At 56.6% G+C, this 25,278-nt stretch carries 19 protein-coding genes; 10 read left to right on the top strand and 9 right to left on the bottom strand.

Going from position 1 to position 25,278, the window contains the following annotated elements; genetic code table 11:
* The first annotated feature begins 400 nt into the window (after positions 1-400).
* Entirely contained in the window at positions 401-1,210 is an 810-nt protein-coding gene (locus ACUXUR_RS14785) for a hypothetical protein (protein ID WP_445503119.1), read from the top strand.
* Positions 1,207-2,709: a lipopolysaccharide biosynthesis protein gene (locus ACUXUR_RS14780; protein ID WP_445503118.1), complete on the top strand. Its 1,503-nt coding sequence runs from the start codon at positions 1,207-1,209 to the stop codon at positions 2,707-2,709. Before ACUXUR_RS14785 ends, ACUXUR_RS14780 begins: the two co-directional genes overlap by 4 nt.
* Before the next feature lie 215 nt (positions 2,710-2,924).
* On the opposite strand, the gene ACUXUR_RS14775 is transcribed toward ACUXUR_RS14780, so the two are convergent.
* Complete coding sequence (locus ACUXUR_RS14775) at positions 2,925-3,239, bottom strand: hypothetical protein (protein ID WP_445503117.1); 315 nt, start codon at positions 3,237-3,239, stop codon at positions 2,925-2,927.
* A 117-nt stretch (positions 3,240-3,356) separates the two neighbouring features.
* Between ACUXUR_RS14775 and ACUXUR_RS14770 the strand changes: the two genes are divergently transcribed.
* Positions 3,357-4,277, top strand: a complete 921-nt coding sequence (locus ACUXUR_RS14770) for a nucleoside/nucleotide kinase family protein (RefSeq protein WP_445503116.1) — start codon at positions 3,357-3,359, stop codon at positions 4,275-4,277.
* Between the two features lie 80 nt (positions 4,278-4,357).
* On the opposite strand, the gene ACUXUR_RS14765 is transcribed toward ACUXUR_RS14770, so the two are convergent.
* A complete protein-coding gene (locus tag ACUXUR_RS14765) occupies positions 4,358-4,624 on the bottom strand; it encodes a hypothetical protein (protein ID WP_445503115.1) in 267 nt (88 codons plus the stop codon).
* Between the two features lie 181 nt (positions 4,625-4,805).
* Between ACUXUR_RS14765 and ACUXUR_RS14760 the strand changes: the two genes are divergently transcribed.
* The 7 genes from ACUXUR_RS14760 to ACUXUR_RS14730 all read left to right on the top strand — a co-directional run bounded on the left by ACUXUR_RS14760 (position 4,806) and on the right by ACUXUR_RS14730 (position 16,668).
* A complete protein-coding gene (locus ACUXUR_RS14760; RefSeq protein WP_445503114.1) occupies positions 4,806-6,170 on the top strand; it encodes an aldolase in 1,365 nt (454 codons plus the stop codon).
* A complete protein-coding gene (locus ACUXUR_RS14755; protein WP_445503113.1) occupies positions 6,167-7,198 on the top strand; it encodes a nucleotidyltransferase family protein in 1,032 nt (343 codons plus the stop codon). The genes ACUXUR_RS14760 and ACUXUR_RS14755 overlap by 4 nt, the downstream gene beginning before the upstream one ends.
* A gap of 2,275 nt (positions 7,199-9,473) precedes the next feature.
* Positions 9,474-10,163 (top strand): sugar transferase, encoded by a 690-nt coding sequence (locus ACUXUR_RS14750; protein ID WP_445503112.1) that lies wholly within the window; start codon positions 9,474-9,476, stop codon positions 10,161-10,163.
* A 191-nt stretch (positions 10,164-10,354) separates the two neighbouring features.
* Positions 10,355-12,640 carry a Wzz/FepE/Etk N-terminal domain-containing protein gene (locus tag ACUXUR_RS14745; RefSeq protein ID WP_445503111.1) on the top strand — a complete coding sequence of 762 codons (2,286 nt, stop codon included), beginning with the start codon at positions 10,355-10,357 and terminating at the stop codon, positions 12,638-12,640.
* Positions 12,641-12,753: 113 nt separating this feature from the next.
* Entirely contained in the window at positions 12,754-14,070 is a 1,317-nt protein-coding gene (locus ACUXUR_RS14740) for an O-antigen ligase family protein (RefSeq protein WP_445503110.1), read from the top strand.
* Positions 14,067-15,380 (top strand): polysaccharide biosynthesis/export family protein, encoded by a 1,314-nt coding sequence (locus ACUXUR_RS14735; protein WP_445503109.1) that lies wholly within the window; start codon positions 14,067-14,069, stop codon positions 15,378-15,380. Before ACUXUR_RS14740 ends, ACUXUR_RS14735 begins: the two co-directional genes overlap by 4 nt.
* 13 nt (positions 15,381-15,393) lie before the next feature.
* Positions 15,394-16,668, top strand: a complete 1,275-nt coding sequence (locus tag ACUXUR_RS14730; RefSeq protein WP_445503108.1) for a glycosyltransferase family 4 protein — start codon at positions 15,394-15,396, stop codon at positions 16,666-16,668.
* A 409-nt stretch (positions 16,669-17,077) separates the two neighbouring features.
* Here ACUXUR_RS14730 and ACUXUR_RS14725 read toward each other — a convergent pair whose 3' ends face one another.
* From ACUXUR_RS14725 to ACUXUR_RS14695, 7 genes are all read right to left on the bottom strand, one after another.
* Positions 17,078-18,319: a DUF763 domain-containing protein gene (locus ACUXUR_RS14725; protein WP_445503107.1), complete on the bottom strand. Its 1,242-nt coding sequence runs from the start codon at positions 18,317-18,319 to the stop codon at positions 17,078-17,080.
* A gap of 60 nt (positions 18,320-18,379) precedes the next feature.
* The gene (locus ACUXUR_RS14720) at positions 18,380-19,441 is read right to left on the bottom strand and encodes a patatin-like phospholipase family protein (RefSeq protein WP_445503106.1); all 1,062 of its coding nucleotides are present in this window, start codon (positions 19,439-19,441) and stop codon (positions 18,380-18,382) included.
* 117 nt (positions 19,442-19,558) lie between these two features.
* The gene (locus tag ACUXUR_RS14715) at positions 19,559-20,800 is read right to left on the bottom strand and encodes a Zn-dependent hydrolase (RefSeq protein WP_445503105.1); all 1,242 of its coding nucleotides are present in this window, start codon (positions 20,798-20,800) and stop codon (positions 19,559-19,561) included.
* Positions 20,801-20,872: 72 nt separating this feature from the next.
* Positions 20,873-22,312, bottom strand: coding sequence for a dihydropyrimidinase (hydA, locus tag ACUXUR_RS14710; RefSeq protein ID WP_445503104.1), 1,440 nt, complete (start codon positions 22,310-22,312; stop codon positions 20,873-20,875).
* A 91-nt stretch (positions 22,313-22,403) separates the two neighbouring features.
* Positions 22,404-23,396 carry an ABC transporter substrate-binding protein gene (locus ACUXUR_RS14705; RefSeq protein ID WP_445503103.1) on the bottom strand — a complete coding sequence of 331 codons (993 nt, stop codon included), beginning with the start codon at positions 23,394-23,396 and terminating at the stop codon, positions 22,404-22,406.
* A gap of 35 nt (positions 23,397-23,431) precedes the next feature.
* Positions 23,432-24,391, bottom strand: a complete 960-nt coding sequence (locus tag ACUXUR_RS14700; RefSeq protein ID WP_445503102.1) for an ABC transporter permease — start codon at positions 24,389-24,391, stop codon at positions 23,432-23,434.
* The gene (locus ACUXUR_RS14695; RefSeq protein ID WP_445503101.1) at positions 24,388-25,221 is read right to left on the bottom strand and encodes an ABC transporter permease; all 834 of its coding nucleotides are present in this window, start codon (positions 25,219-25,221) and stop codon (positions 24,388-24,390) included. The genes ACUXUR_RS14700 and ACUXUR_RS14695 overlap by 4 nt, the downstream gene beginning before the upstream one ends.
* Positions 25,222-25,278: the final 57 nt, after the last annotated feature.

The raw sequence follows: 25,278 nt of genomic DNA, 5'->3' as shown, positions 1-25,278 counted from the left end.
AATGCTTGTCAGCATGTACCTCCATAGAGAGAAGATTCTTCATGCCTTCGCACGCAGGCAGCTTGAGAGGTGATCACGGTCATCCCCTCACACAGGCGTCGCAAGTTTCACCATAACTTATGCTGAACATTGGGACTGCAATTTACGTGTTTATCAAATGCATGATCCTAGTCTCTTGGATCAATCATAAAACACTATTCCTGAGCCCCGAAGGTCCAATTATTGCTACCTCTAAGGAGGCGAGGAGTTCTTGCAGAGGAAGCCTGAAGGCATACTCCAGAAGACGGGTAACTCGTAGCTCGGAATAGCTGCCTACTTCCAGTCGGTTAAAGGTTACTGTGACGTCTAACAAACCGGAAGCAATGTGTAGATATCCTAAAACTCAGCACAAGGGGCCGTAATGCTGATCGAGTTTTTTGGCTTACCAGGCGCTGGAAAGTCGACCCTGTCACATCACGTCAGCAGCCTCCTTTCGAAACGCGGCTATGCTGTTGATGAAGTGACTTACAAGCTCGATCATGACCTCGGAAGGCTTGGCCATGCCGTTGTCAAGCTTGCCTCCATCACACGGCATATCGGCCGACGCCCGGCTAGAGTCCTGTTAGATGTCGCGCATATCCTGGTCACACAGCAGAACAGGTGGGCCGACGCTCAAAGATCAGTGTTCAACTGGTTGTATATCACATCTGTCATGGCTCGCCGATCTAGAGATGATCGGATCCTCATCCTAGACCAAGGACTAGCACAGGCTATTTGGACGGTTGGTCTCGCCGCACGTCAGAGATCTTGGCTCGATATTTGCAGGAATGCTGCGCGCGACGAGACTCTCAGGCCGGATCTCATCGTCGAGGTGAAAGCACGATTTCAGAATGTTAGCGCGAGACTGGCATCGCGGCAGAGACGCATCAGCCGTATCGATTCCCTTGGCAACAGCTTTTCTGTTCTGCGGCGATCCCAAGACAATGCGGATGCAATCATCCTCACGTTCAAGGAGAGCGGCGTCTTGGTTTTGGAAATTGAGAACGACAGCCTCGACCAACTGGAGTCAGGCGCGCAGTTGTTAGCTGACACTATAGCAGCCATGAGCGACAACAAAAGAGGTGATCCTAACGGTCATGGTCTGTGGCAGGTTAGAATAACCAGTTCGAAGGAAACCGGAGACGGCAAAGTGGCCAAGTCCAATCTACTTCAGAGTGGAAATCACTCGTGAGTGACGACCCACGCAGCCTCACTGAGCGGACCGTTGTCGGGTTAGCCTGGACATCGCTCGCCATGGGTGCCCAAGCAGTGATGCAACTTACTGCGCTCATCCTTCTGGCGAGACTGCTGCCGCCCAGCAGCTTCGGTGTGTTTGCCGCAGCCTTGGTGGTTATCGGTTTCTGCACTATCTTTTCGGAATTGGGCGTGGGACCTGCCATTGTACAGCGCGTCGTCCTCGAGCCTCGGCATATCCGGACTGGATTTACGTTATCGCTTCTCCTCAGCTTCGCCGTGGGCGGCTTGATCTGGCTGGGAGCTCCTCTTATTGCGCGCTTTTTCCAGATCCCGGAGCTAACCAATGTTGTCCGGGCCATATCTCTCGGGCTTCCCATCCAAGGAATGTCAACGGTGGCGTTGTCGATGGCCCAACGTGATTTGCGCTTCCGTTGGCTTGCAGCGATCGATGCCGGCGCTTTCGCGGCTGGCTTCGTCCTCGTTGCCCCGGCCCTCGCCTGGACAGGTTTCGACATCTGGGCGTTGGCAGGGGCCTATCTGACACAGCAGGCTCTCCGCGCGATCGTGCTATTAAACGGTCAACCACATCTTAAGCGGCCGTTGCTGGAGTGGAATGCCACTAAGGAACTTCTGTACTTCGGCGGCGGATTTTCGCTTGCACGGATCGGAAATTATCTTGCTGGCCAAGGCGACAACTTGGTTGTCGGGCGGTTTCTCGGTCCCCAAGCCTTAGGCCTCTACTCCCATGCGTATCAACTGATGGCCTCACCCGCGATCCTCGTCGGTCAGATTCTGGACCGCGTGCTCTTTCCAACCATGGCGCTCGTTCAACTTGAGCCACGGCGTCTGGCGCGCGCGTATAGGAGCGGCATTTCTGTCTGTGCTCTTGTGATCCTCCCCGCGAGCATCATTATAGTAATTGTTGCCGACGAGGTCGTGTCGGTCTTGCTCGGGCCCGGATGGTCCGGTGTTGCCGATCCCTTGCGGATTCTGGCTCTAGGGATGCTGTTCCGGACAAGCTATAAGATGAGCGACTCGATCGTACGGGCGACGGGAGCGGTCTATGCCCGAGCGTGGCGTCAGGCCGTGTTCGCCGGCGCGGTTATCATGGGGTCCATTCTCGGTCAGTTCTGGGGGCTCAGCGGAGTTGCCGTCGGAGTCCTTGCTGCCCTTGGCTTGAACTTCATGCTCATGGCGCATCTCAGCCTGCGATTAGCAGGGATGACTTGGGCGGAGTTCAGCCGCGCGCACCTTCCTGGCCTCGTGCTCGCCTTCGTTCTTGGCCTCGGCACCTGGATGTTGGCTGAATGGTTCCGTGATCGGCACACATCCCCAGTCCTTCTTCTCGTACAGGTAGGCTTTTTCGCGCCCACGCTCGGAGTGTTGTTGTGCTGGCTCATGCCGACCTTCTTCCTCGGTGAGAATGCCCACCCAATACTCCGAGCCCTCAGCGCCGTCGTGTCCTTGAAGCTGCAGCGCCGCTCTGCCGGATAGTCACGGAGGAAACTATGTCGGATTCGGAAGCTCTGGCTGTATCACCGATCACACCAATCCAGACACGGGGCCTTGGAGTGGTGCAGGACCTCCTGGTCCGCCTGCATAAGGCTGATCTCCTCTATTGCCATTGGAAGGGCAACGAGCATCTCGATGACGCTCTCGCCGGGCGCACGGATCTTGATGTGCTGGTGGAGCGAGGGCGACCTGCCGACCTACAGCGTATTCTGGCAGAAAGCGGCTTCCGGTGCTTTCTGGCGCGGCCTTCGCGGCGTCATCCCGGTGTTGAGGATTATCTCGGGCTCGACCATACCACAGGACATCTCGTTCATCTGCATCTTCATTATCGGTTGCCGCTTGGACATAAGCACTTCAGTGGCTACCGCTTGCCGTGGGAAGAAACGTTGCTTGCGACTCGCGTCCTCGATGCGCGTCGTGGGATCTATGTGACCAATCCAAGCCTGGAATTGCTGCTTCTGCTGGTACGCACCGTGCTGAAGCGGCGCCTGCGCGACCGACTGAAGCTGCACTCCCAGAAGAACCTCGATCGATTCAGGCGGGAACTCGCTTGGCTGCGGAGTCGGAGCAACGTTGACGATCTCTGCAGGATGTCGAGCACACTGCTCGGCTCATGCGCCGAAGGTCCCTTGCGCCAGATTCTCGAAGAGCCGGAACGACTTGACCATTTCCAGGCGTTTGCGCGCGTCGTGCTGCCCATAATGCGCCGCTACCAGAGCTATGGACCTCTCGCAGCACCTCTGCATGCGTGGTTCAGAGAGGCTCAATGGCTCGCTGATGCACTCAACCGGCGCTATTTTCATTTTCCGATTCCCCTGCGGAGGGAATCGCCGCGAGGAGGCACCGTCATCGTTCTTCTCGGCTCGGACGGATCCGGCAAGTCAAGCCTCAGAGAAACCCTGGTCTCATGGCTTGGAATGAAACTCGACGTCATGCCGATCTATTTCGGCAGCGGCGACGGTCCCAGCTCCATTGTTCGGTTGCCTCTGGTGTTAGTGCGTCGCCTTCTAAACCCAATCCTGGATAAGGGCAGTGCAATGCCCGTATCCGGCGAAGGGGGGGCTCCGCCTTCTCGGTCCATGTCATGGAAGCGTGCATTCCGTGCGGCGGCCCTCGTGCCTTGGGCTCTGGCCCTCAGTCTTGAAAAGAGAAGCAAGCTGCGCCGCATGATCAGAGCCCGCAATCGGGGCATGATCGTCGTGTGCGACCGCTTCGCGCAGGCGGATATTCCGGGCTTCAACGATGGTCCTCTCCTCACCTACTGGCGCCATTCGCCTTGGTGGATTTGCCGCACGCTTGCAACCTGGGAGGAAAAGCCTCACAGGGAAACCAAGTTCAATCCACCGGATCTTGTATTGAAATTGAATGTCACGCCGGAGGTTGCGCTGACCCGTCGGCCGGAGATGAGCCTTAACGAGATCCAGCGACGCGTGCAGGCGGTGCAGAGTCTCCGCTTCCCCGACTCAGCAAAAGTGATCGAAATCGGAACGGACGTCCCTTTCGAGGAAGTTGCTCTCACAGCCAAACGACTTGTCTGGGATCAAATTTGACTGAGGGAAACTCGTCTTAAAATGCTTGAGGCAGCTATGCAGGCGAGCTGGTGGCCCATTGCAAAGCTGCCTCGGATTTCTTAGCGGTTACTGTCGGTTTTTCCGGTCTTGCCCGACTTGCCCGGTATCCCGTCACCGCCGGAATTGCCATAGCCATTATTGGGATGTTTTCGGTTGCCGCTCGCGGATTTTGCGATGGCGTTCGAGGTGAGGCTGGTAGATAGCAGTAAAGTCATCGCCGGCGGAGTAATAGCTGCAAACTTTCCGCACTTAGCCAAGAATTCACGGCGATCATGATCGATTCTCTCCTGTGGTAATGGCAGGCTCTTGTCAGACTGGCTGCGCATTTTAGTTATCCCCTGCTCGTTAGTTACCCCTGCTCGCCCCCCTTAAAAAAAGGAGGCCTTCTTGCAAATTATGAGGTTTTCTTGCGAGATGACAATTGACCTACGTTAATTCCACCTCTCTTATTTGTTGGTAATCCCTTTTCGCCAATTCTTGCAAGCCGTAGACTATTATCTACGAGGCATGAATTCTCGTTTCTCCGGCCTGCTATCACTACTGCTGAGAATGTGCGTCATTCTAAGCGATAACTCCAGTGACTCACCTACCACTTTTGAGCGTCTGCACAATGTAGGCCTCATCTGGAATGATGTTCCCCGATTATTTGAGAAGCGGGCGCGCAGAGGCGGCATGATTGAGCGATCTGCAATCGGGCTAAGGACCGCGCGAGCACATTCCGAGACAATTGATCCTGGTGCAGCTGCTCGAGAAGAAAACGCGAGCTTGCGCCGACTGTCTCCATCACACGAATTGGTGTTCAGCCGTGTTGCAGAACGAAACCTGCTTTTCAGCACAAGGGATCAGAGAGTTTTCGAAATCAATGATATGGCGGCTTATATCTGGTGCTCCATCTGCGAAGGCTGCGGGCACGAGACTATCGTCAGGGAGTTGGCGAGTCAGGGAATTCCGCTTGAGACCGCGACAACATATCTTGGGGATGCACTGCGAGATTGGTGCCAGAGGGGCATTCTGAAACCTGCTCCCATCGCTCCGGCATCCATGTCCGACAAGATGTTGTTTTGTCAGCAGATTGAGGTGCTCGGGGTCTCAATCCTGGTCCGTTATGGAACTGGTCTGTTCCGCGACGTAGCGCCGGTCTTCCGACATTTACAAATGGAAAAAGCTGCGCCCGATGTCACTCTTGACGTCGTCGAGGAAGGCTCGCGAATTGAGTTGTTCCGCAACGGTAATTGGATGTTTTCCTTTCGAGGCGACGAGCTTGCAACTGTCTTAAAGGGACAGTTGCTGGATGAGGCTCTAACAGCGGCGGACTACGAACTTGCCCTTCATACAGCCACACTGGTCCAGGACGACCGTGTGATGCTCCTCAACGGTCGCCCTGGCGCGGGAAAGACAACTCTCACCTTGGCATTGGTGAGCGCTGGTTTCGGTTTCGCGGGAGACGATGTGGCGCTCCTGGACTCTCAGGGGCAGGTAACCGGGATCCCGTTTTCGCCGGCGTGTAAGGCCGGAGCATGGAAATTGGTTGCCCGATATCAACCTGAGATCAACAATGACCCAGTTTTTCATCGGTGCGATCGCCGACGTGTGCGCTATCCTGCACCAAGGAACCTCAGGTCGGCTATTCCGAGGCCAGTCGGCTGGGTCATATTTCTCGACCGCCAAGATCGTGCGACTACAGCCCTTACCAGAATTGACCCTATCCGCGCCATGCAGGGCATGTTGAGGGAGTCGTGTGCTCAAGGTCGCCGTCTCACCGCTGCCGGATTTACGTCGCTGTTGCATGCCATAAGTCATGCCGAATGCTACCAGCTCACATACTACAACCTTGAAGATGCCGTCGATCTGCTATGTAGGACCTGCCAATGACAGCAGTTGGGAAAGCGCTCGCCGATCTGACGGCATGCCTTCGCGGCGAACTGCCGACCAAGACCGACTGGCTAAGCATTTTCGAGATTTCAAATCGGACTCTGCTAACGCCCGCACTATTCGAAGCCCTCTCACGTGCTGGTCAAATTGACAAGGTTCCAGAGGATGCGTGCACCTATCTCGAATTCATTCATCAGCGCAATCTTGAACGCAACAAGCGCCTGCGTGCTCAGCTGATCGAGGCTTTAGCGGCGCTCAATAGAGCAGGAATCGAGCCCACTCTCCTGAAAGGAGCCGTCCCGCTGTTCTCTGCCCCTGAAAATCAGATCGGCGGCCGTTTAACGAGGGATCTTGATCTTAGTGTCGGCGAACACGAGGCGAAGGCCTCAAGACAGTGCCTAATCGACCTTGGTTATGAAGATGACGTTGAGACGCGCGGGATGGGACGGCCGCAGGATGTTGGAACTCTCGAATTGCGCCAACGCCCAAGAGCATCCAGTGCAGCCTATCTGAGAAGCGAATACGACAAACCATCCAGCATTGTCGAGCGTGATGGAGTCCGCGCCAGGATACCATCGCCGACCTCTCGCGCTCTGCACTGGATCGTCCATGATCTGATCAAGGAGGGAGATTATTGGCGCGGTCGCCTCGATCTCAGACATCTCTACGACCTCGCCGAGCTTGTAAGAGCAGGTGAACAGATCGACTGGATTTACTTGAAGGATATCATGCCGGACCAATTCGGCCGCAATGTTATCGAAACCCAAGCATTGGCTCTCCATCGTCTGTTTGGGATCGACATTCCCGCCTCGATCGGCCAAAGGAACATAGTACGTTTTCAGCACTGGCGGCGTTTGTTTACAGCGATGCATCCCACGGCTGGGGCACCCTTGAGTCTTCTAGGCAATCTATCCTGGGGCATGAGACAAGCGATTAAGATCGACAGATTAGGACGTCGCGGCAGAGCCGATCTTGCGCGTCGTGTGCAGCGAACAATCATCGGAACGCGAGCCGGTGCGAAACTCTAGCGCATCGTGCGGACCCAGCGGGCCGCGCTAGTGAAATGGGGATCCGGTTTTCCGCTCGAACGATGCGCTCCTCTCAAGAATGAGCATCGGATGCATCCCAAATGTGCAAATCCACTTTTCTCGTCCGATACTCTAGAGGATGTCTGAAAATTTCAGGGGCGGTATGGACTAATCTTTTTGTTATCAGGTGGCTCATGGCGAGACAGATCCATGTCTCGACGGTGGCTGGAAAGTATTCCCCTTCCCTGGCCAGGTGGCGGCTGCGGACGAGCCCTGCGAACGTTCGTCCATCGGACCAACGCTGGGGCAACACAGAAAAACCCGGTGGCTTTTCAAGTTCTGGCTGGTCAATCTGCCTCACAATCAGCGGCGTGACCGCTTGATGATCAGCTGCCTCCACCCGAGTTCGCCCAAGAGCCACGAGGGCCGGTCCTGATAGCTCATGTCAGGGAACAGGCACTTCACATCGGAAGGGTGGTCAATCGTCTCCCTTAGCATGGCTTCAGCTGCGCAACGATCATGCACAGTGGCGGGAGGATATGGGCATGAAGGATCAGTCCTTCGGTATCGACGCCCCCTTCATCACGGGTCACTTTGGCCAGAGCTCAAAGCTGGGCCGTACATAGCCCGTGCGAAGCTTAATCCCTGGGCGCATGACTGATCTTCTGTTCGCCATCTTGGGGAGTCAGCCTTCACGCCAATTGGGGTCAAGGGTTACAAGACAGATCAAAATCACTTCAATTAGGAAACAAATGATAGCTGTCGATTTTTCCAACAATATCTGCCAAAAAGAGGTATGTAACATTCTAAAGCGTAAGGGATATCCTTGATGCTAAGTTTGATTTTTGCGGTATCTCTTACAGGTGCGCTAATCACGTTTATGGCGCTCTGGCGCTACGGAATAATCGTGGCGATCATCGGGGCACCAATCGGAGCAAGCCTGCTAGCCTTGATCGTGGCTGTTTTTCAGACTTATAAAGCAAAGCGTCAAAGACCCTCGGCTTCGGAATCCAACCAGGCTCCTTACGCCAATAGTCATAAGCACCTGATTGATCGGTAGGCTGCAGGCCAGAGGGTATAGACGATGGCCCACTCCTCCTTGGGAGCTTTTCCAGGATTGTTTGTGCGGCGTTTGGAGCAGTTCTGTGCTCTGCGCTTGAACCGCTTGTATCGTCTCATGCGGCCTGAGCGCGGATAACGAAATTGCGGTCTTGACGAAGTATCGGATCTGCGATCCACGGCTTTCTCGCCCGGACCGGCGGCAGGTGCGGCCAATGCCTCTGTTCCGGAGTTTGGAAAGCACACTATGCCCATAATCAAGCTACCTTCGTGATCCCGACCACCGTAGCTCAGTTCAAATTGCAAGCAAGGTCCGTCAGTCCGACCTACAGGGTCGTTTTCGCCGAGCTCAGCTATCGCATTCGTCACAATCCATAGCTGCGCTTCTAACGCCCGAAGATCTTCTCGATCCGACTACGCACGCGCAGGATGTGATGACGCCGGACCTACAGCGTCCGCATCACAGTGGTGCCTGGACGACCCCATATCCCTGTGCCGGCAACGCATGGGCGTCCGCCTCTGGCATGCACGGCGGCGAAGGTCAGACCACGGTCGACGCTATCGGCATAAACCTCACTAGGGTCTTCCGACACGGCCTCGCCTCCGGCCCGCTAGGCCTGGATGTTACCAGGTGTGACAGTCAATTCCTCACGAGAACCACCCCTTCAAAAACGTTGGCCAGGGTCAGCCCACCGTTCTTGGCATGCGGTGTGTCCACGTCCCTTGACGGGCTCGCTGAGCGTATCTGCTCGGACCCGAACACGCTGGCGGCTCCGCTGTGGAGTTGTGTCTTCACTGAGTGATCTGATTTGGGTATATCGAATTGCTGCGCCAACCCGGCAAAGGTATTTTTCGCTGTTCACGGCGGCTACGACCATTTGGCTTTGAAACTTGAGAGTGTTCAGGCGTATTCTTTCGCTCATCGCTTCGTATGTTTTGCCCCCGTTCTGACCGCGTCTAGGCAGAATTTCTCTTATCTCGCCATTCAAATTCTCTAGGTCACCTCGGGGGTTACCCCTTGTTAATTATGTGGCTACCTATCCAGTTACTTGCAATCAACTAAGTAGCGACCGCCATTGCGTTGACGCTCCGGAGAATAAGTAGCAAGAATCTCACACGAATATTTTGCAGAAGGCTATCGGCGATTCCAATCCAGATAGTTGCCTTCGTCTAGCAGCGTGAATTTCAAAGAACAGTTACTCGAGGAGCCTGATCCATGTTCAGCGAATCCCGTACCAGTTCATTGCTCCCCAAAGTTCAGGGCACCGCACAGTCTCCGGCCTTGCACGCTTCATTCGAGAGCAAGCTCAAGAGAGGATTTGACATCGTCTTTGCGACTCTGATGATCTTTCTTCTCTTTCCAATGATGATTTTAATCGCGCTATTAATTTGGTCCAGTTCTGAAGGACCTATTCTGTTCCGCCAAAAGCGTGTCGGCATTAGAGGACGATCTTTTGGATGTTTAAAGTTCCGCACTATGGTGCCCAATGCCGACAGGCTGCTGCAGGAGCTTCTCGACCGCAGCCCTGAGGCCATGAGGGAGTGGGAGCAGAGCTTCAAATTGAAGAATGATCCGCGGATCACGCCAATCGGGCACTTTCTGAGAAAGACAAGCCTCGATGAGCTTCCGCAACTATTCAATGTAATCGCTGGAGAGATGAGCTTGGTTGGTCCACGACCTATCGTTACTGCGGAGCTACCGCGATACGGCGATGCATTGCAGCTCTATCTATCCGTTCGTCCTGGCTTAACAGGCCTGTGGCAGATCAACGGGCGCAGCGACTGCAGCTACCCAGAGCGCGTTGCGCTCGACTTGGAATATTTGCGGACATGGAGCTTCCAGAATGACGTCGTCATTATGATACGGACTGTTGGGGCTATCCTGAGCGGAAGAGGTAGCTGCTGATAGCCCGCGAAGCTTCGCGTGGAAGAATGGGATTCTCAATCGCCCTGACAATGCACTTCACTTTCAGTCTCAAGAGCGCATGTGTCTGCATGAGCCGGAAAATGTAAGAGGCCCGCCCCTTTTGAACGCCACCGTTCTCATAGTGACTTGGCCAGTTAAAAGCGACACTTAGACATGCAGGACACTAAAAAATGCTAATGGTTCAACCGTCGCACTCACCACCGTCAAGGCCGCAGCGCGAATGGTCGGATCAGCCGGGAGGCGCCTTCGACCTCGCCAATATCGTGGCGCTAATTCGCCGCCAGTTCTGGATCTTCGTCTCAATAACAATTTTGAGCATCGCGGCCGGTATCGCTTACATTTTTCTCGCTGATCCTCAGTATACAGCAACGTCCAGTATTCTCATCAACACGCGAGCGACACGAGCAGTCGAAGGAACATCAGGCCCTTCCGTTTTTCCGGCAGACAAGAACGACCCATACGTCGACAACCAAGCAGAAGTCATCAAGTCCGATTCAATCTCCTTGGCTGTCGTCCGTAAACTCGACCTCACGAAGGATCCGCTTTTCACCCAGGACACCCTCTTAGGATCAGTCACCAAGGCCGTCATCGTCGTCGTCGATAACTGGCTTGATCTGCCGGCGCCCGGGCCACTGTCTGACGGGGATATGCAAGAGATCGCAGTTATGCACCTTCAGAAAGGGCTTGATGTGCGCCGAGTGATGAACACGAGCGTGATTGACGTCAGCTTCACCTCTGTCGATCCAACGCTTGCTGCGCGAATCGCCAGTGCATATGCAGATGCCTATCTTGAGGACCAGTTCGCGACGCGGCAGGATATATCCGTTAAAGCGCGCTCTTGGCTTGAGAGCCGAATCCAGGAGCTCAGCCGAAAATCTCTCGCGGCAGATCTTGCGATTCAGCGCTTTCGTGCTGAGAACAACCTTGTTACGGCCGGCGGTAAATTGATTACTGACCAGCAACTGTCCGAACTGAATACACAGTTGACCCTCGCGCGGGCGGAGTCTGCTCGCACTGAGGCTCGCTACCTACGAATTCAGTCGATTCTGGAATTGGGCCGAACCGATGCGATGATGGGAACGGCATTGGATGATCCTGTCGTCAACTCGCTGCGGTCGAAATATCTCGACGCGTCAAAGCGCGAGTCGGAACTTTCCGCCCGTCTGGGTCCGGAGCACATCCAGGCTGTCAACCTCCGCGAGGAGATGCGTCAATACGAAAAGCTCATCTTGGGAGAACTCAAGCGCATTGGAGACAGCTACCGAAACGACTATGAGGTCGCGAAGGCTAAGGAGCAGTCGCTCAAGGACGGTCTGGCGGGCCTCGCCGGAGTCAGCGCTGCCGAGAGTGACCTCACGCCCAAGCTCAGGGAATTGGAACGCGAGGCGGAGACGCTGCGCACTCTTCACAAGGATCTCCTGCAGCGCTTCCAGGAGGCGAACCAGCTCGAATCCTTTCCCATCGCCGACGCGCGCATCATTACCGATGCCTCACCACCATTGTTGCCGAGCTATCCCCGAAAGGCCCTCACGCTCGCGATTTCCCTGGTTGGAGGAGCCATGCTCGGCGCAGGTATCGGTCTTATGCGAGATCTCGCCGACCAAAGCCTGCGCACAGGTGGGCAGGTTCGCAATGAGATCGGCGTGGAGTTCCTCGGAAATCTGCCGAACGTAACTCCCGCGGCGAGCCCTCACTCTTCGCCGACATCGAACGAACTGGCCGAGAGACGCGAGTTTTCTCCACCGCCGATCATGCGCTACGTCGTACAGGCGCCGCTCTCCCGCTACACGGAAACCCTGCGCGGGGTGAAGGTCGCAACAGACTTCTACCTCCAGGACGAGGCAGCTAAGGTGGTTGGCATTACCTCGATTCTGACTGACGAGGGCAAGTCGACAACAGCGAAGAACTTCGCAAGCCTTTTGGCACTTCAGGGCGCGCGGACGCTCCTTATCGACGCCGATTTGCGCAATCCTGGTCTCACGAGTGCCATTGCGCCATGGATAGAGATCGGGCTTGTGCAGGCACTTGTGGAGCAAGCGCATCCTGATGACCTGATACTGCGTGAGCCGGACACAGGACTATTCTTCCTGCCTGTGGCGGGGCGCAGCCTCAACCTCGACACGAGCAACCTTCTGACCTCACCGCGAATGCGCGAACTGATGAATTGGGCGAAGGAACGGTTCGATTACGTTGTCATCGATCTTCCCCCCATCAGACCCATTGTCGATGTCAGGGCCTTTGCACCGCAGCTTTCTGCCCTTCTCATCGTTGCCGAATGGGGACGTACATCAGCGCGCGTAATCCGTGAAGTGGTACTGGCGGACAGTATTATTCGCGACGCGTGCCTCGGCGTGATCCTCAACAGGGTCAATACAAGAATCCTGCCCAAATACGACTCGCTCGGCACCCGCAAGGACGAGGAAAAGTTCGACCGCAATTATTATTGTCAGATGTAAGCGGTTCACTTCTGACATCTTGGACGAACCGGGGATAGCAGATGCCGGCTGTCACTTATTCCGAAGCAATAAATTCTGTTAAGGGAGGTATACGGCACAGACCCTACTGCGCCATGACAGCATATCTCTGCCTCGGTACGACAGCCGTTCTCTTGTGGTTCCCCGAACCATTGTCTTTACCTGGCGGCATGTCGCTCGTCACGCCCCTCATGACCTTCGGCCTTTTTTTTGCCGTCAGAGGCGTGCGGTCGAGAACCTATCGCCTCCTCGACGTAACCGCAATGCGCTTCGCGACCATTGCCCTTATGTGCGGAGCGTTCGTCCTGCTCTGGTCCAACCTTTCAATCGTGAGCGCGCCGGAGCCGCTGCGGTCAGGACGGGTGATCGTCACGCACTTCTCTGGCGCAGCACTTCTCTTGCTACTCTATGCGACTTTTACGGTAGAGCGTGCCCGAACGCTCATTGGACTCACCCTGGTGCTAGCGGCATTCGTTTCTCTGCTGAGCCTCATGGCGTATTTCAACAACACTCTGTTTGCAATCCTTTTTGCCGACAGAGACAGGTCAAACGGATTCTTCAAGCACTCTAATCAGTACGGAATCGTGCTCTCGACAGTCGCCCCCGTCGGTCTTGCCTTAGCGCTCTCGGCACGAAAGCGTCTAGTGTGGCTTGCATTGATGGGATCAACAGCGTTCGGGTTCATTGCGGCTGGATCGAAGACGAACCTCTTGATCTTTTCGGCGAGTTCCTCTTTCCTGCTCCTATGCGCGCCGCTCCTGGAGCGGAACACCACAATGCGTGTGATCAGCTTCCTGCGGAATCTGGGGCTTGGTGTGGGCGTCGCTACGCTCGGCGTCGTCGGGCTTACCACCTTCAATCCGCGCGCTGTACGCATTCTAGGCCAGTTCTTTTCCGACGACGACGATGTCAAGTCGTTGCTGAGTCGCAAAGAGCTATGGGACTTCAGCTTAGATCAGTTTTTCAATCACCCATTCTTCGGCCAAGGGACAGGCCAGATGATCCCGATAGATTATGGCGACGGTTTTATCTCCCATAGCCATAACGTGATCGTCGACTACATGCGCATGCTCGGCGTTCCGGGGTTGGCGGTCTGTCTCGTCCTTCTCCTCGCTGCAATCTTTGCCCTTTGCGCAACAATTCACCTAGCCTATGTAGCCCGCGGTGCCCGGTACGACCACCGGTTGATGACCATGGGACTTGCTCTGGGCGGCCTTGCCTATATTGGCGCTAACATGTCGAGCGACTCCTTTGGCCCTTCAACAAGCCCGTTTTTCTGGCTTGTGACCTACCTCGCATTGTTCATGCGCACGGTGCTCATACGGGAGCATGCCGCACAAGCAGCACGAAAGACAGACCTCCATTTCGGAAGCATTCAATTCGGTTTGCCTGCCAGGAAAGGATTGCCATGACGCTCGCGATAGTGACGATGTCAGAACTCTGGAAGAGCTTATCGCTCCGGTTAGCGTTGCTCATGTTCTGTACGCTTGCAACTCTTCCAGTGCCGGCTTCCGCCCTTTCACCTCTCGCTTCTGAATACCGCCTGGAGGCAGGAGACGTAATCGAGCTTTCGATTATGGGAATACCTGAAGTCAAAGTGCGCATTCCTGTCGATCTTGATGGAGACGCCTCGTTTCCGTTGATCGGAGAAATCAAGGTTGCAGGGCTAAAGCTCTCTGATGTGAGAACTCAGGTCAGGAATCGCTTGCCGCAGTTCGTCTACAAAAATCGCACCATCAACAATGGCGACACTTCTCAATTAATCGAAGCAAATGAGATTTCACTTCGCATTTTGGAGTATCGGCCGGTTTACCTTAGTGGCGATATCGCTCGTCAAGGCGAGGTCGCCTACCGGCCTGGACTGACGATCAGGCAGGCGGTATCTGTCGCAGGTGGATACAGCCTCTTGGGAGTTGGAAACAACAACTCTGCTCTTGACACCGTTGAGTTGCAGAACCGGGAAATAGCGCTTGCCATCAATTTTGCCAAAGAGAAAGCCCAAGTCTGGCGTCTGCAAAACGTGCTTGGCCGACAGGTTGCCATCAACCGAAGCGAGTTTCCCTCAAATCTTAGCCCCGAAGTCCTGAACCAAATCCTCGATCTCGAGGCTGAGCATCTGAGGATTGAGCAGAACGATTACGAGGTGGAAAAAGACAACCTCATTAAGGTGATCGCAACGGCGAAAGAAAGAACTGCAAACCTTACAGAGCAAGCAAAGAGCGAGGGAGAAGGGGCCAAGCTCGACGCCGAGGACATGGACAGAGTAAACGAGTTATTCAAGAAGAACCTCGTTCCAGCAAGCCGTGTCACCGAAGTTCGGCGCGCAGCTCTCCTCTCATCGAGTCGCGCGCAACAGACGAGTGTCGCTGCCGACAATGCCAGGAAAGATCACGACGAGGCAATCGCGAAACTGCAGCGATTGCTTCTGACGCGTCGCATCGCGGCGGCTAAAGACCTGGAGGAGGCAAACGCCAAGATGGAATCTCTGCGAGCGGAACTCGACACCGTGAAGAAGAAACTACTGGCAGGAACAGCAGGAGCAAGCCTTCTCAGGGCTCGCGCTTCCGACGTCCACATTTGGATTTTCAGGAGGAATGACAACGGTCAGTCTCGCCTTGTCGGAGAGGAGGATACGGAGCTTCTCCCCGGCGATGTCGTCGAAGTGAATCTGAATATCAACGGATCAGAGATCGCAGCCCAGGCAGCCGATGCACTGAAATGACAGTTCACTCATCGTGAACAGCAATAATGCAATTCAGACCAAGGGAATAAAAGTGATGGACCAAGCCCGAAAGCGCCGTATTTGCATTATGTGTACCCATAGCTTCACGCTTGCGACTTTGTACAAGGACGTTCTCCCGTTCTTGGAAAAGAACAATTACGAGATTGACGTCATCGTGGGAGATCGCGAATACACGGCACTTGACGCCTCTCTCTTTGGGAGCCCGCGTATCTCCGTTATCCCTATGAGGCGGCTTCCAACGCCGCTAGATTTGTTGTCGCTCCTGCGGGTTGTATTGTTCTTCTTACGAAACAGGTTCGATATCATTCATATTTCCACTCCCAAGGCGAGCCTGCTTGGTGCCTTGGCTGCGCGCCTGACTCGCAACGGCAAGATCGTGTTCATGAATCGACGCCGGGTCTATGAGATGATGACCGGTCGCAAACGGCGCTTCTACGCAGGCATGGACCGCCTGATCTGCAAACTGTCCGATGTCGTTATTCCCGTCAGCCGAGAGATGGGCCAGCAGTTGGTTGACGAGGGTATTTGCAATGAGGCCCGGCTGCGGATTCTCGGGCACGGCTCCAGCAATGGTATCGATACTGATTACTTTTCGATGAACGAAGATACCTTGCAGGCCGGACGAGCTCTGCGTGTGGAGCTCGGCATTCCTGAGGATGCGCCGGTCTTGTTGTTTCTTGGACGGATATGTAAAGAGAAAGGTGTAGATCAACTCGTGCCTGCCTTCCGGAGGATCAAGGAGGCGGTGCCCGATGCTCATCTGATCATTGCCGGCCCGAGCAATCCAAGAGACCCCATCGATCCGCAATCTGAAGAAGCCTTTGCATCGGATCCTCAGGTGCATCGTTTCGGTTTCATCACTGATCCTCGCCCGCTCTACGCCTGCACTGACGTCTTCATTTTTCCATCCTTCTTTGAAGGTTTGCCCAACGTTCTGCTGGAGGCTGCAGCGATGGAAAAGCCGGTTGTCGCGTTCAATGTTCCCGGCGTGCGCGAAACTGTGGAGGATGGAAGCTCGGGATATCTCGTACCCTGCTTCGATAACGTTGCCATGGCAGATAATGCCATTCGTCTTCTGCTCAACAAGGTCGAGCGCTTGTATCTGGGTAGACAGGCGCGGGAGCGGATCATCAAGTTCTTCCGCCGGGAGGTCACCTGGGAGAGATTGCTTACGATCCTCGATACTCTCGCGACGACTCCCAACGCGAAGCGTAGGGCCGGAGGCCTTCATCAACCGATCGAGAGCAAGGCTCCCTATTCACGTTAGCTAATCTCATGCGGTTTCGGCTGACATGAAGCCTCAAGTGAATAGTCGGAGTACGTATCCAGCCTGTTCACTCAACTCATCATCTTCAGCGGTCTCACCGCGGGAGCCGCAAAGTGGTTCGTTTTAAGATCAGCGACGGGCTTCGCCGAGCCGTCCAGGGAAAGCTGGGTTGGAGGGGCATGAGCGTGCTCAGGACGATCGCCAGGAGTTGCTTTGAGCTTGGCGGGTTTTGGCCTCGGCAGAGACCCATGCCTTCGTGTGCCCGTCTTGACAATCCTAGCGCATCGCGCGGACCCAGCGGGCCGCGCTGGCGAAAAGTGGCCCCGGTTTTCCGCACGAGGCGATGCGCCTCTTGGTGAATGGGCATCGGATGGCTCCCAAAAGGGCCCTCCACTTTTGGCCCGATGCTCTAGGCCTTCGGTGGGGGCTCATCTCCAAATACTGAGCGCCCACCATAGACATGCGAGTTGATCTGTTCCTCTGCCACCAGTTCCTCGAAGGCCGGACCTGTGGCAAAGCGCTCCAGAGCGCGGGCTTGGTCGTTTAGCCGCTTCATGGCGAACAGCTCTTCCTGCCGACCGAGCTTTGCCTTTTGAATGGCAGATTTCAGAACCTGAATGGTCTGGTCATACACTCGAAGCGGCACCGGAAATGGGTGCCGATCCTTGCCGCCATGGGCGAATGAAAAACGCGCGGGATCGCTGAAGCGGCACGGTGCTCCATGAACGACCTCTGCCACCATGGCCAGCGCCTGCACCGTCCGGGGGCCAACACCAGGCGTCAGCAGGAGATCAGGAAAATCCTCCGGGCCGCGATCAGCAGCAGCAGCGAGACTTCCGTGCAACCGCCGCACTACGACGTCTTCGGAGCGGACGTCATGATGCTCCGGCATGACCAAATGCGGAAGCAGCGGCTGTGATGCGGCAACAGGCTCTTTGTCTTGCTCAGCCAGTGCACGAAACTTACGGGCTATCCCGTCAGGCCCCATCGTATCCAAAATCTCGATCTGGGCCCGGCGTGAGGCCTCGGCCCGACGGTCTGTCAGATTGACGATCGTCCCCTGCCCGGCTCCATCGATACCCGTATGCGGCTCATCAACGAAGCTCTTTAGGTCTTCCGACAGCCAATGGTAGCGGCGAGCCTGCCGGCGCGCATCGTTCATGCCCTGCTGAACGACGGCCCACTTGCCGTCATCCGTGACGATGAATCCGTGCAGATAGAGATCGAAGCCGTCCTGAATGGCGGCGCTGTCCACCTTGGCGATCAACCGGCTGGCCTTTGCCAGAGCCGATCCGTCAAAACCCACGCGATCGCCAATGGACACCAGCTCCTGTGGGGTCTGGCGGGAATGACGCCCGCGTCCGCCGCAAATGTGAATGCCGAGTTCTTTCGACAAGGGCGTCAGGCCGCGTTTCAACGCACCGATCACGCTGGTGGTGATGCCTGACGAATGCCAGTCCATCCCCATGACAGCGCCGAACGACTGGAACCAGAAAGGATGTGCCAAGCGGCGCAGCAATTCATCGCGCCCATAATGATGAACGATGGCCTCGCTCATCAAGGCACCAAGGCGCGTCATGCGGTCAGCAAGCCATTTCGGCACGTGCCCGCTGTGCAGCGGCAGGTCTGCGCTTCCTGCTTTTCGTGCCATGAGGGAAAGGCCCTTTGCCGGCTCTTGTGATCTGCTGTGATAGAGCCACACTAGCTAAGACTAGGCATTGGTAAGATCAAGCGTGCTCTCGCGCCCCAGAGCCTGAAAGTTCGATGCCAGCCAGCTGCGGGCTGCGGCGCGGCCCAGATCCTTCAGTTTCTTGAAGAAATCCCATCGCGCATTGAGGCGCGATGACGCAGCATAAGTATCGAGCTTCGCACCACCATGAATCCGGTGCATCAGCACGCGCTTGTAGTCGTCAGTCGAGAGTTTTCCCTCATCGATCAGTCGCCGGACGAATCCGATAGCCCTGAGCTCGTAGAGAAGATTGGCGTTGAAGGTGATCTCGGTCAGCCGGCTGCGGATCTCCTCCGCGGTCCGTGGTGTTGATCGGCGTTCAACAGGATTGATCTGAACGAGCAGGATATCATCTGACTCGGCCTCATAGAACAGCGGAAAGAGCGCAGGGTTACCGGTGTACCCCCCATCCCAATAGGGCTCGCCATCGATCTCGACAGCCTTGAAGATCGTCGGCAGACATGCGGATGCAAGAACGTGATCGACAGTCAGTTCAGGGGCTGAAAAGACTCTGATCTTTCCGGTCCAGACATTCGTTGCCGAGACAAACAGTTTTGTTTCCTTGCAGGCCCTGACCCGCTCGAAGTTGATCAGCTCGTTCAGCGCATCCCTCAGTGGATTGATATCCAGCGGATTCAAGTCGTAGGGACTTGCGACATGAGAGAACGCTCCGCTCCATACATTCGTCGACCCGTGAGTTCCGCTCCAATAGCTCAGGAAGTGGTCGAAGAGGGATCGTTGAATGGGCGAGAGCACACCATCAAGACTGACCCTCTTCCAGAACTTCCGCAATTGCTGGCGAGCTCCATCCCGGCCGCCCTCCAGCCAACCTTCCACGAGGACGACCGCATTCATCGCACCGGCGCTTGCACCCGTAATTGCCTCAATGGCCAGCCGGCCATCCTCAAGCAAGTAGTCCAGAACACCCCAGGTGAACGCCCCATGGGCTCCCCCGCCTTGCAACGCGAGGGAAACCGTCTTCTCGGCGCTCGGACCAACCATACCGAGCAGCTTGTTGGATTTGATTGAAACTCGCCCTGTCATTCCGGTCTCCGCTCATCGTGCCCGGTGCAGGATGTAGCACAAATGCCGCTAGGCTTAGGAAGCCTGCGACATTGAGACGAGCAGAGGCCGGCTGTGGCCGGCCCCATGGCTGTTAAGCTACTGACTGAAGCGCTGGTCGTATTCCAGGACGGCGTTCAGCAGAACCTGAGCACCCGCAGCGCATTCCTCAAACGTTGTGCTTTCGGCTTCGTTGTGGCTCAAGCCTCCCTCGCAAGGCACGAAGATCATCGTCGTGGGAGCAACGCGCGCGATATAAGCCGCATCGTGTCCGGCGCCGGACACCATATCACGGGACAAAAATCCTGCTTTTTCCGTGCCCGTGCGAACCGCGGAAATGCATTCAGGATCGAAGCGGACCGCAGGGGAGTCCCAGACCTTCTCCACTGAAAATTCCAGGCCGATTTCCTTCGCCATGGCAGGAACGGCGCTCATGAGCTTGCCCTCCATGACTTCGAGCACAGCATCGTCCGGATGCCGGAAATCGACCGTGAAGAAGACATGTCCAGGGATCACATTGCGCGAGTTGGGCTTCACCTCCACCAAGCCGACGGTGCCAACCGCGGAGGGAGAATGCTCCAGGGCAATCCGGTCCACGCGCTCGATGATGCGAACTGCCCCGAGCAGAGCATTCCTGCGCAGGTTCATGGGGGTCGAGCCGGTATGGGCCTCGCGCCCTGTCAACTCAACCTCGTACCAGCGCATGCCCTGAACGCCCGTCACGACGCCCACCATCTTTTTCTCGGCTTCGAGAATGGGCCCTTGCTCGATGTGAAGTTCGAACATGGCGCCAAACTTCACGGAACCCGGCGCTGCATCGCCCCGGTAACCGATGCTCTCGATGGCATCGCCGAACTTCACGCCCTGGCGATCTTCCCGGCTGTCGGCAAAGGTCCGGTCGAACACGCCGGCATAGACACCGGAGCCGAGCATGGCGGGGGCGAAGCGCGAACCCTCCTCGTTGGTCCAGTTCACGAGCATCAGAGGCGCGTTGGTCTCATAGCCGAGATCGTGCATCGTCCGCATGACCTCAAGGCCGCCGAGAACACCGAGGACTCCGTCGAACTTGCCGCCGGTCGGCTGCGTATCGAGATGGCTGCCGATGGCGATGGGGGAAAGATCGCTCCGCTTGCCCGGTCGCGTAGCGAACATATTGCCGACCTGGTCGACAGTGACTGTACAGCCAAGCGCCTCGCATTGGCTGCGGAACCAGTCGCGCACCTGGCGATCGAGATCGGTCAGCGTGAGACGGCAGATGCCGCCCTTCTCCGTGCCACCGATCTTGGCTGTATCCATCAAGCTGTCCCAGAGACGCTGAGGATTGATGGTAAGGTTTTGCATGATGTGATCTCGAAATGAACGCAATGAACCTTGGAGGCCCTCTCCCGCATGCGGGAGAGGGCAAGCGCACAATCAGCGCGCAACAGCCTTGGGCGCTGTATTCGCCTTCCAGAGGCGCTGTGCTTGCGCAAACGCCGGCAGCGGCGGACGAGCCACGAAGCGGCCCTGGCCGCGTTCGGCCCTGACCTGACCATTCTCCGCGGCAAGCCTGCCACGGAGATAGACCTTCGCCGGAAGGCCTGTGAGCGCAAAACCTTCGAACACGTTGTACTCGATGCGGCTCACCTGGGTCCTGGCCGAGACGGTCTTGGTCGCCTTCGGATCCCAGATCACGATATCCGCATCCGCTCCGGGCATGATGACACCCTTTTGCGGATACATGTTCAGGATGCGCGCTGAATTCGCCGAGGTGACGGCGACGAACTCGTTCGGCGTGAGCCGTCCCGTATTGACGCCTGCGCTCCAGAGCACCGGCATGCGATCTTCGAGACCACCCGTGCCATTCGGGATATTGCGAAAGTCGCCCAGGCCCATGCGCTTCTGCTCCATCGTGAAGGAGCAATGGTCGGTGGCGACCACCTGAAGCGAACCGGCCTGCAGGCCCGCCCAGAGACTGTCCTGATGAACCTTTGGCCGGAATGGCGGCGACATCACGCGTTGGGCCGCATGATCCCAACTCTTGTTGAGATAATCCGTTTCGTCGAGTACGAGGTGCTGGATCAATGGCTCACCGAAGACACGTTTGCCTTCCGCGCGAGCGCGGGCAATCGCATCATGCGCAGGCTTGCAGGAAGTGTGCACGATGTAGAGCGGGCAGCCTGCCATATCGGCGATCATGATCGCGCGGTTTGCTGCCTCGCCCTCAACCTCGGGCGGGCGGGAATAGGCGTGGAATTCGGGGCCGGTCTTGCCCTGCCCAATGAACATGTTCTGCATCTGCGCAACGACATCGCCATTTTCGGCATGGACGAGGGCCGTGGCACCGAGTTCCGCGCAGCGCTTGAAAGAGCGGAAGAGGATATCGTCATCCACCATCAGCGCGCCCTTGTATGCCATGAAGTGTTTGAAGGTGTTGACGCCGTAAGTGTTCACGATCTCACCCATCTCGCGCTCCACCTGATCCGACCAGGATGTGATGGCAAGATGATAGGAGTAGTCGCCTGCAGCCTTTTCGGACTTGTTTCGCCAGTCACGATAGGCATCAATCAGGGATTGGCCTGCGCCGGGAATGCAGAAGTCGACAATGGTGGTGGTTCCACCGGAGATTGCCGCCTTGGTGCCCCACTCGAAGTCATCCGCAGATACGGTCCCCATGAACAGGAACTCCATATGCGTGTGGGGATCGATGCCGCCCGGCATCACGAAGGCGCCGCCGGCATCGACGATCTGCGCACCTGCAGGTGCTTCAAGGCGCTCGCCTACGGCGACGATCCGCTCACCGTCAATCAGCACGTCGGCACGACGGCTCATGTCGGCATTCACGACGGTTCCGCCACGGATGAGAAGAGACATGGTCCTGTTCCCTGATCAATTTATCATTGGTGGATGGGGCAAGACGTCACGTCTCGCCCCAACATTCACTGATATGGACGAGGTAAGCGTCTCACATTTTGGCGTCGACGACAGCATGAGACCAAGCGCCCTCGGGCTTCTTGGTGATCACGGGCGCATCGCCACCGGAGGAGAGAAGAGTTGCAACCGTGCGGTCGAAATCTGCCGGATCGAGTTTGCCCTTGGCAGAGGTGTCCAGCAGCTTGGCAATCTCGCCCGCCATACGCTTCTGATGCTTTTCGGTTTGGGCGCCAGAGGCATCGTTGTCAAGGACGATGGTTGCTGCCTCATCCGGATTCTGGCGCATGTAGTCCCAGCCCTTCTGAGAGGCTGCCACGAACTTTGCCATCTTGGCGACGAAGGCAGGATCCTTCAGCTTGTCCTGCATCACATAGAGGCCGTCCTCGAGCGTTGCAACGCCCTGATCCTCATACTTGAAGACCACGAGCTGCTCCGGCTTGAAGCCCGCATCGATGACCTGCCAATACTCGTTATAGGTCATGGTCGAGATGCAGTCAGCTTGTTTCTGAATGAGCGGATCGACGTTGAAGCCCTGCTTGAGAACCTTCACTCCACCTGCTGATCCATCCGTTTTGAGACCGAGCTTCGCCATCCAGGCGAGGAAGGGATATTCGTTTCCGGAGAACCACACGCCGAGGGTGCGTCCCTTCAGATCCTGCGGCGTCTTGATGCCGGTCTCGGCGCGGCAGGTGAGCATCATGCCGGACCTCTTGAACGGCTGCGCGATGTTGACCAGCGGCACACCTTTTTCACGGGCCGCGAGAGCCGATGGCATCCAGTCGACGATGACATCCGCACCACCGCCGGCGATGACCTGAGGCGGTGCGATGTCTGGGCCGCCCGGCTTGATCGTCACGTCCAGACCGGCCTCCTTGTAGAAACCCCTGTCCTTGGCGACATAGTAGCCCGCGAACTGGGCCTGCGTGACCCATTTGAGCTGGATCGTTACCTTGTCCGCCTGTGCGAAGGCGGTGCTGGCAAAGCCGAGTGCAAGTGCCCCCGCCAGTAATGTGGTCCTGATCATTCTTCTCTCCTCCTAAACGCCGCCCACGGATCCCCTTATGTGCGGTACGACGGATGCCAAAAGGTTGCGCCGCGCTCGATGAGAGCAACGAGACCATAGAATGCCGAACCCGCAATCGCTGCGAGCACAATTTCCGCCCACACCATGTCGAGAGACATACGGGCGACTTCAATCGAGATGCGAAAGCCCATACCGACGATGGGCGTACCAAAGAACTCGGCGACGATGGCGCCGATCAGCGCGAGCGTCGAGTTGATCTTGAGAGCATTGAATATAAAGGGCAGCGCCACCGGAAGCCGGAGCTTGATGAGGCTCGTCCAGTAACCTGCCGCATAGGAATGCATCAGGTCCCGCTCGAGCCTGCCGGCTGCGGCGAGCCCTGTGACCGTGTTCACGAGCATCGGGAAGAATGTCATCACCACCACGACAGCCGCCTTGGATGGCCAGTCGAAGCCGAACCACATGACCATGATTGGCGCGATGCCGATGACTGGCAGAGCAGAGACGAAATTGCCGAGCGGCAAAAGCCCCCTGCGCAGGAAGGGAACGCGGTCCGCGATGATCGCGACAAGGAATCCCGAAAGACACCCCATCGCATAGCCGGACAGAACCGACTTGACGACGGTCTGGAAAAAGTCAGCTCGCAGCAGCGGCAGTGAAGCAGCAAACTTTGCGGCGATGGCGGAGGGCGCAGGCATGAGGACCGAGGGAACGCCTGCCCCTACCACGATGACCTCCCAAAGGAAGAACAGGAATGCACCGAAAAGAACTGGTACCGCGAGTCCGATCGCACGGCGGGCTATAGGCTGTTTGAGCTTGAGATGTGACAGGCCGCTGATGGCAAAGCCCGCGATCAGCCCCAGGGCCGCGATGAAGGCCCAGAAGGCTAACCCAGCTTGTCCTGCGACATCCGGTCGATGCACCAGATACAGGGCATAGAGGCAGCCGAGAATGGCCAGGGGTGTCAGGATCAGGGCATGGCGGCTGGCACTCATGCTGGGCGCACTCCCATGCGACGGTTCACGATGCGCTCCACCACGCTCACGATAGCGACCAAGATCGAGGCCAAGATGGCCGCACCGAAGAGAGCGGCCCAGATTTGAATGGTCTGACCGTAATAGGATCCAGCAAGGAGGCGCGCACCGAGTCCGGCCTGTGCCCCCGTCGGCAACTCGCCGACGATGGCACCCACAAGGCTGATGGCAATGGCCACCTTCAGGCCTGCGAAGAAATAGCTCAACGAAGCCGGGAGACGCAGCTTCCAGAAGATCTGTGCCCTGGATGCGGAATAAGTGCGCATCAGATCGCGCTGGATGAGATCGGGCGAGTTCAAACCCTTCACCATGCTGATCGTGATGGGGAAAAAGCAGAGATAGGCGGAGATGATCGCCTTCGGGAAAAGACCCGTGATTCCGATGTAGCCCAGAACAACGATGATAATCGGTGCAATGGCAAGGATCGGAATCGTCTGGGACGAGATGATCCAGGGCATCAGGCTGCGCTCAAGGGTCTTCACATGAACGATGAGCACCGCCAATACGATGCCGAGCAAGGCACCGAGGCAGAAGCCCAGGAGCGTGGACGACAGAGTTATCCAGGCATGGAACAGCAGATTACGGCGGGATGTGATTGCGATGTCGAGCACCGTCTTTTTCAGCTCGATCACAACCTGATGCGGAGCAGGAAGAACGGGCCGCTCCTGATTCAGAGTCGCGAGAAGAACTTCGCCAGCAGTGTGCTGCTCGCCCGTCCGCGAGAAAGCGTCGGTCACACCCTGCCAGTTCATGAAAATGGCAGCCACGTACCAGAGCGCAAGGATTACCATGACAACCACTAGAACGGGACCGGTATTCCCTTCGTGGTGTAACGCTTTCCGGCAAGC

The organism is Microvirga medicaginis (genome assembly GCF_052658925.1).
Note: the sequence above shows the minus strand (reverse complement) of the source record. Positions and strands in the feature narration are given on the sequence as shown.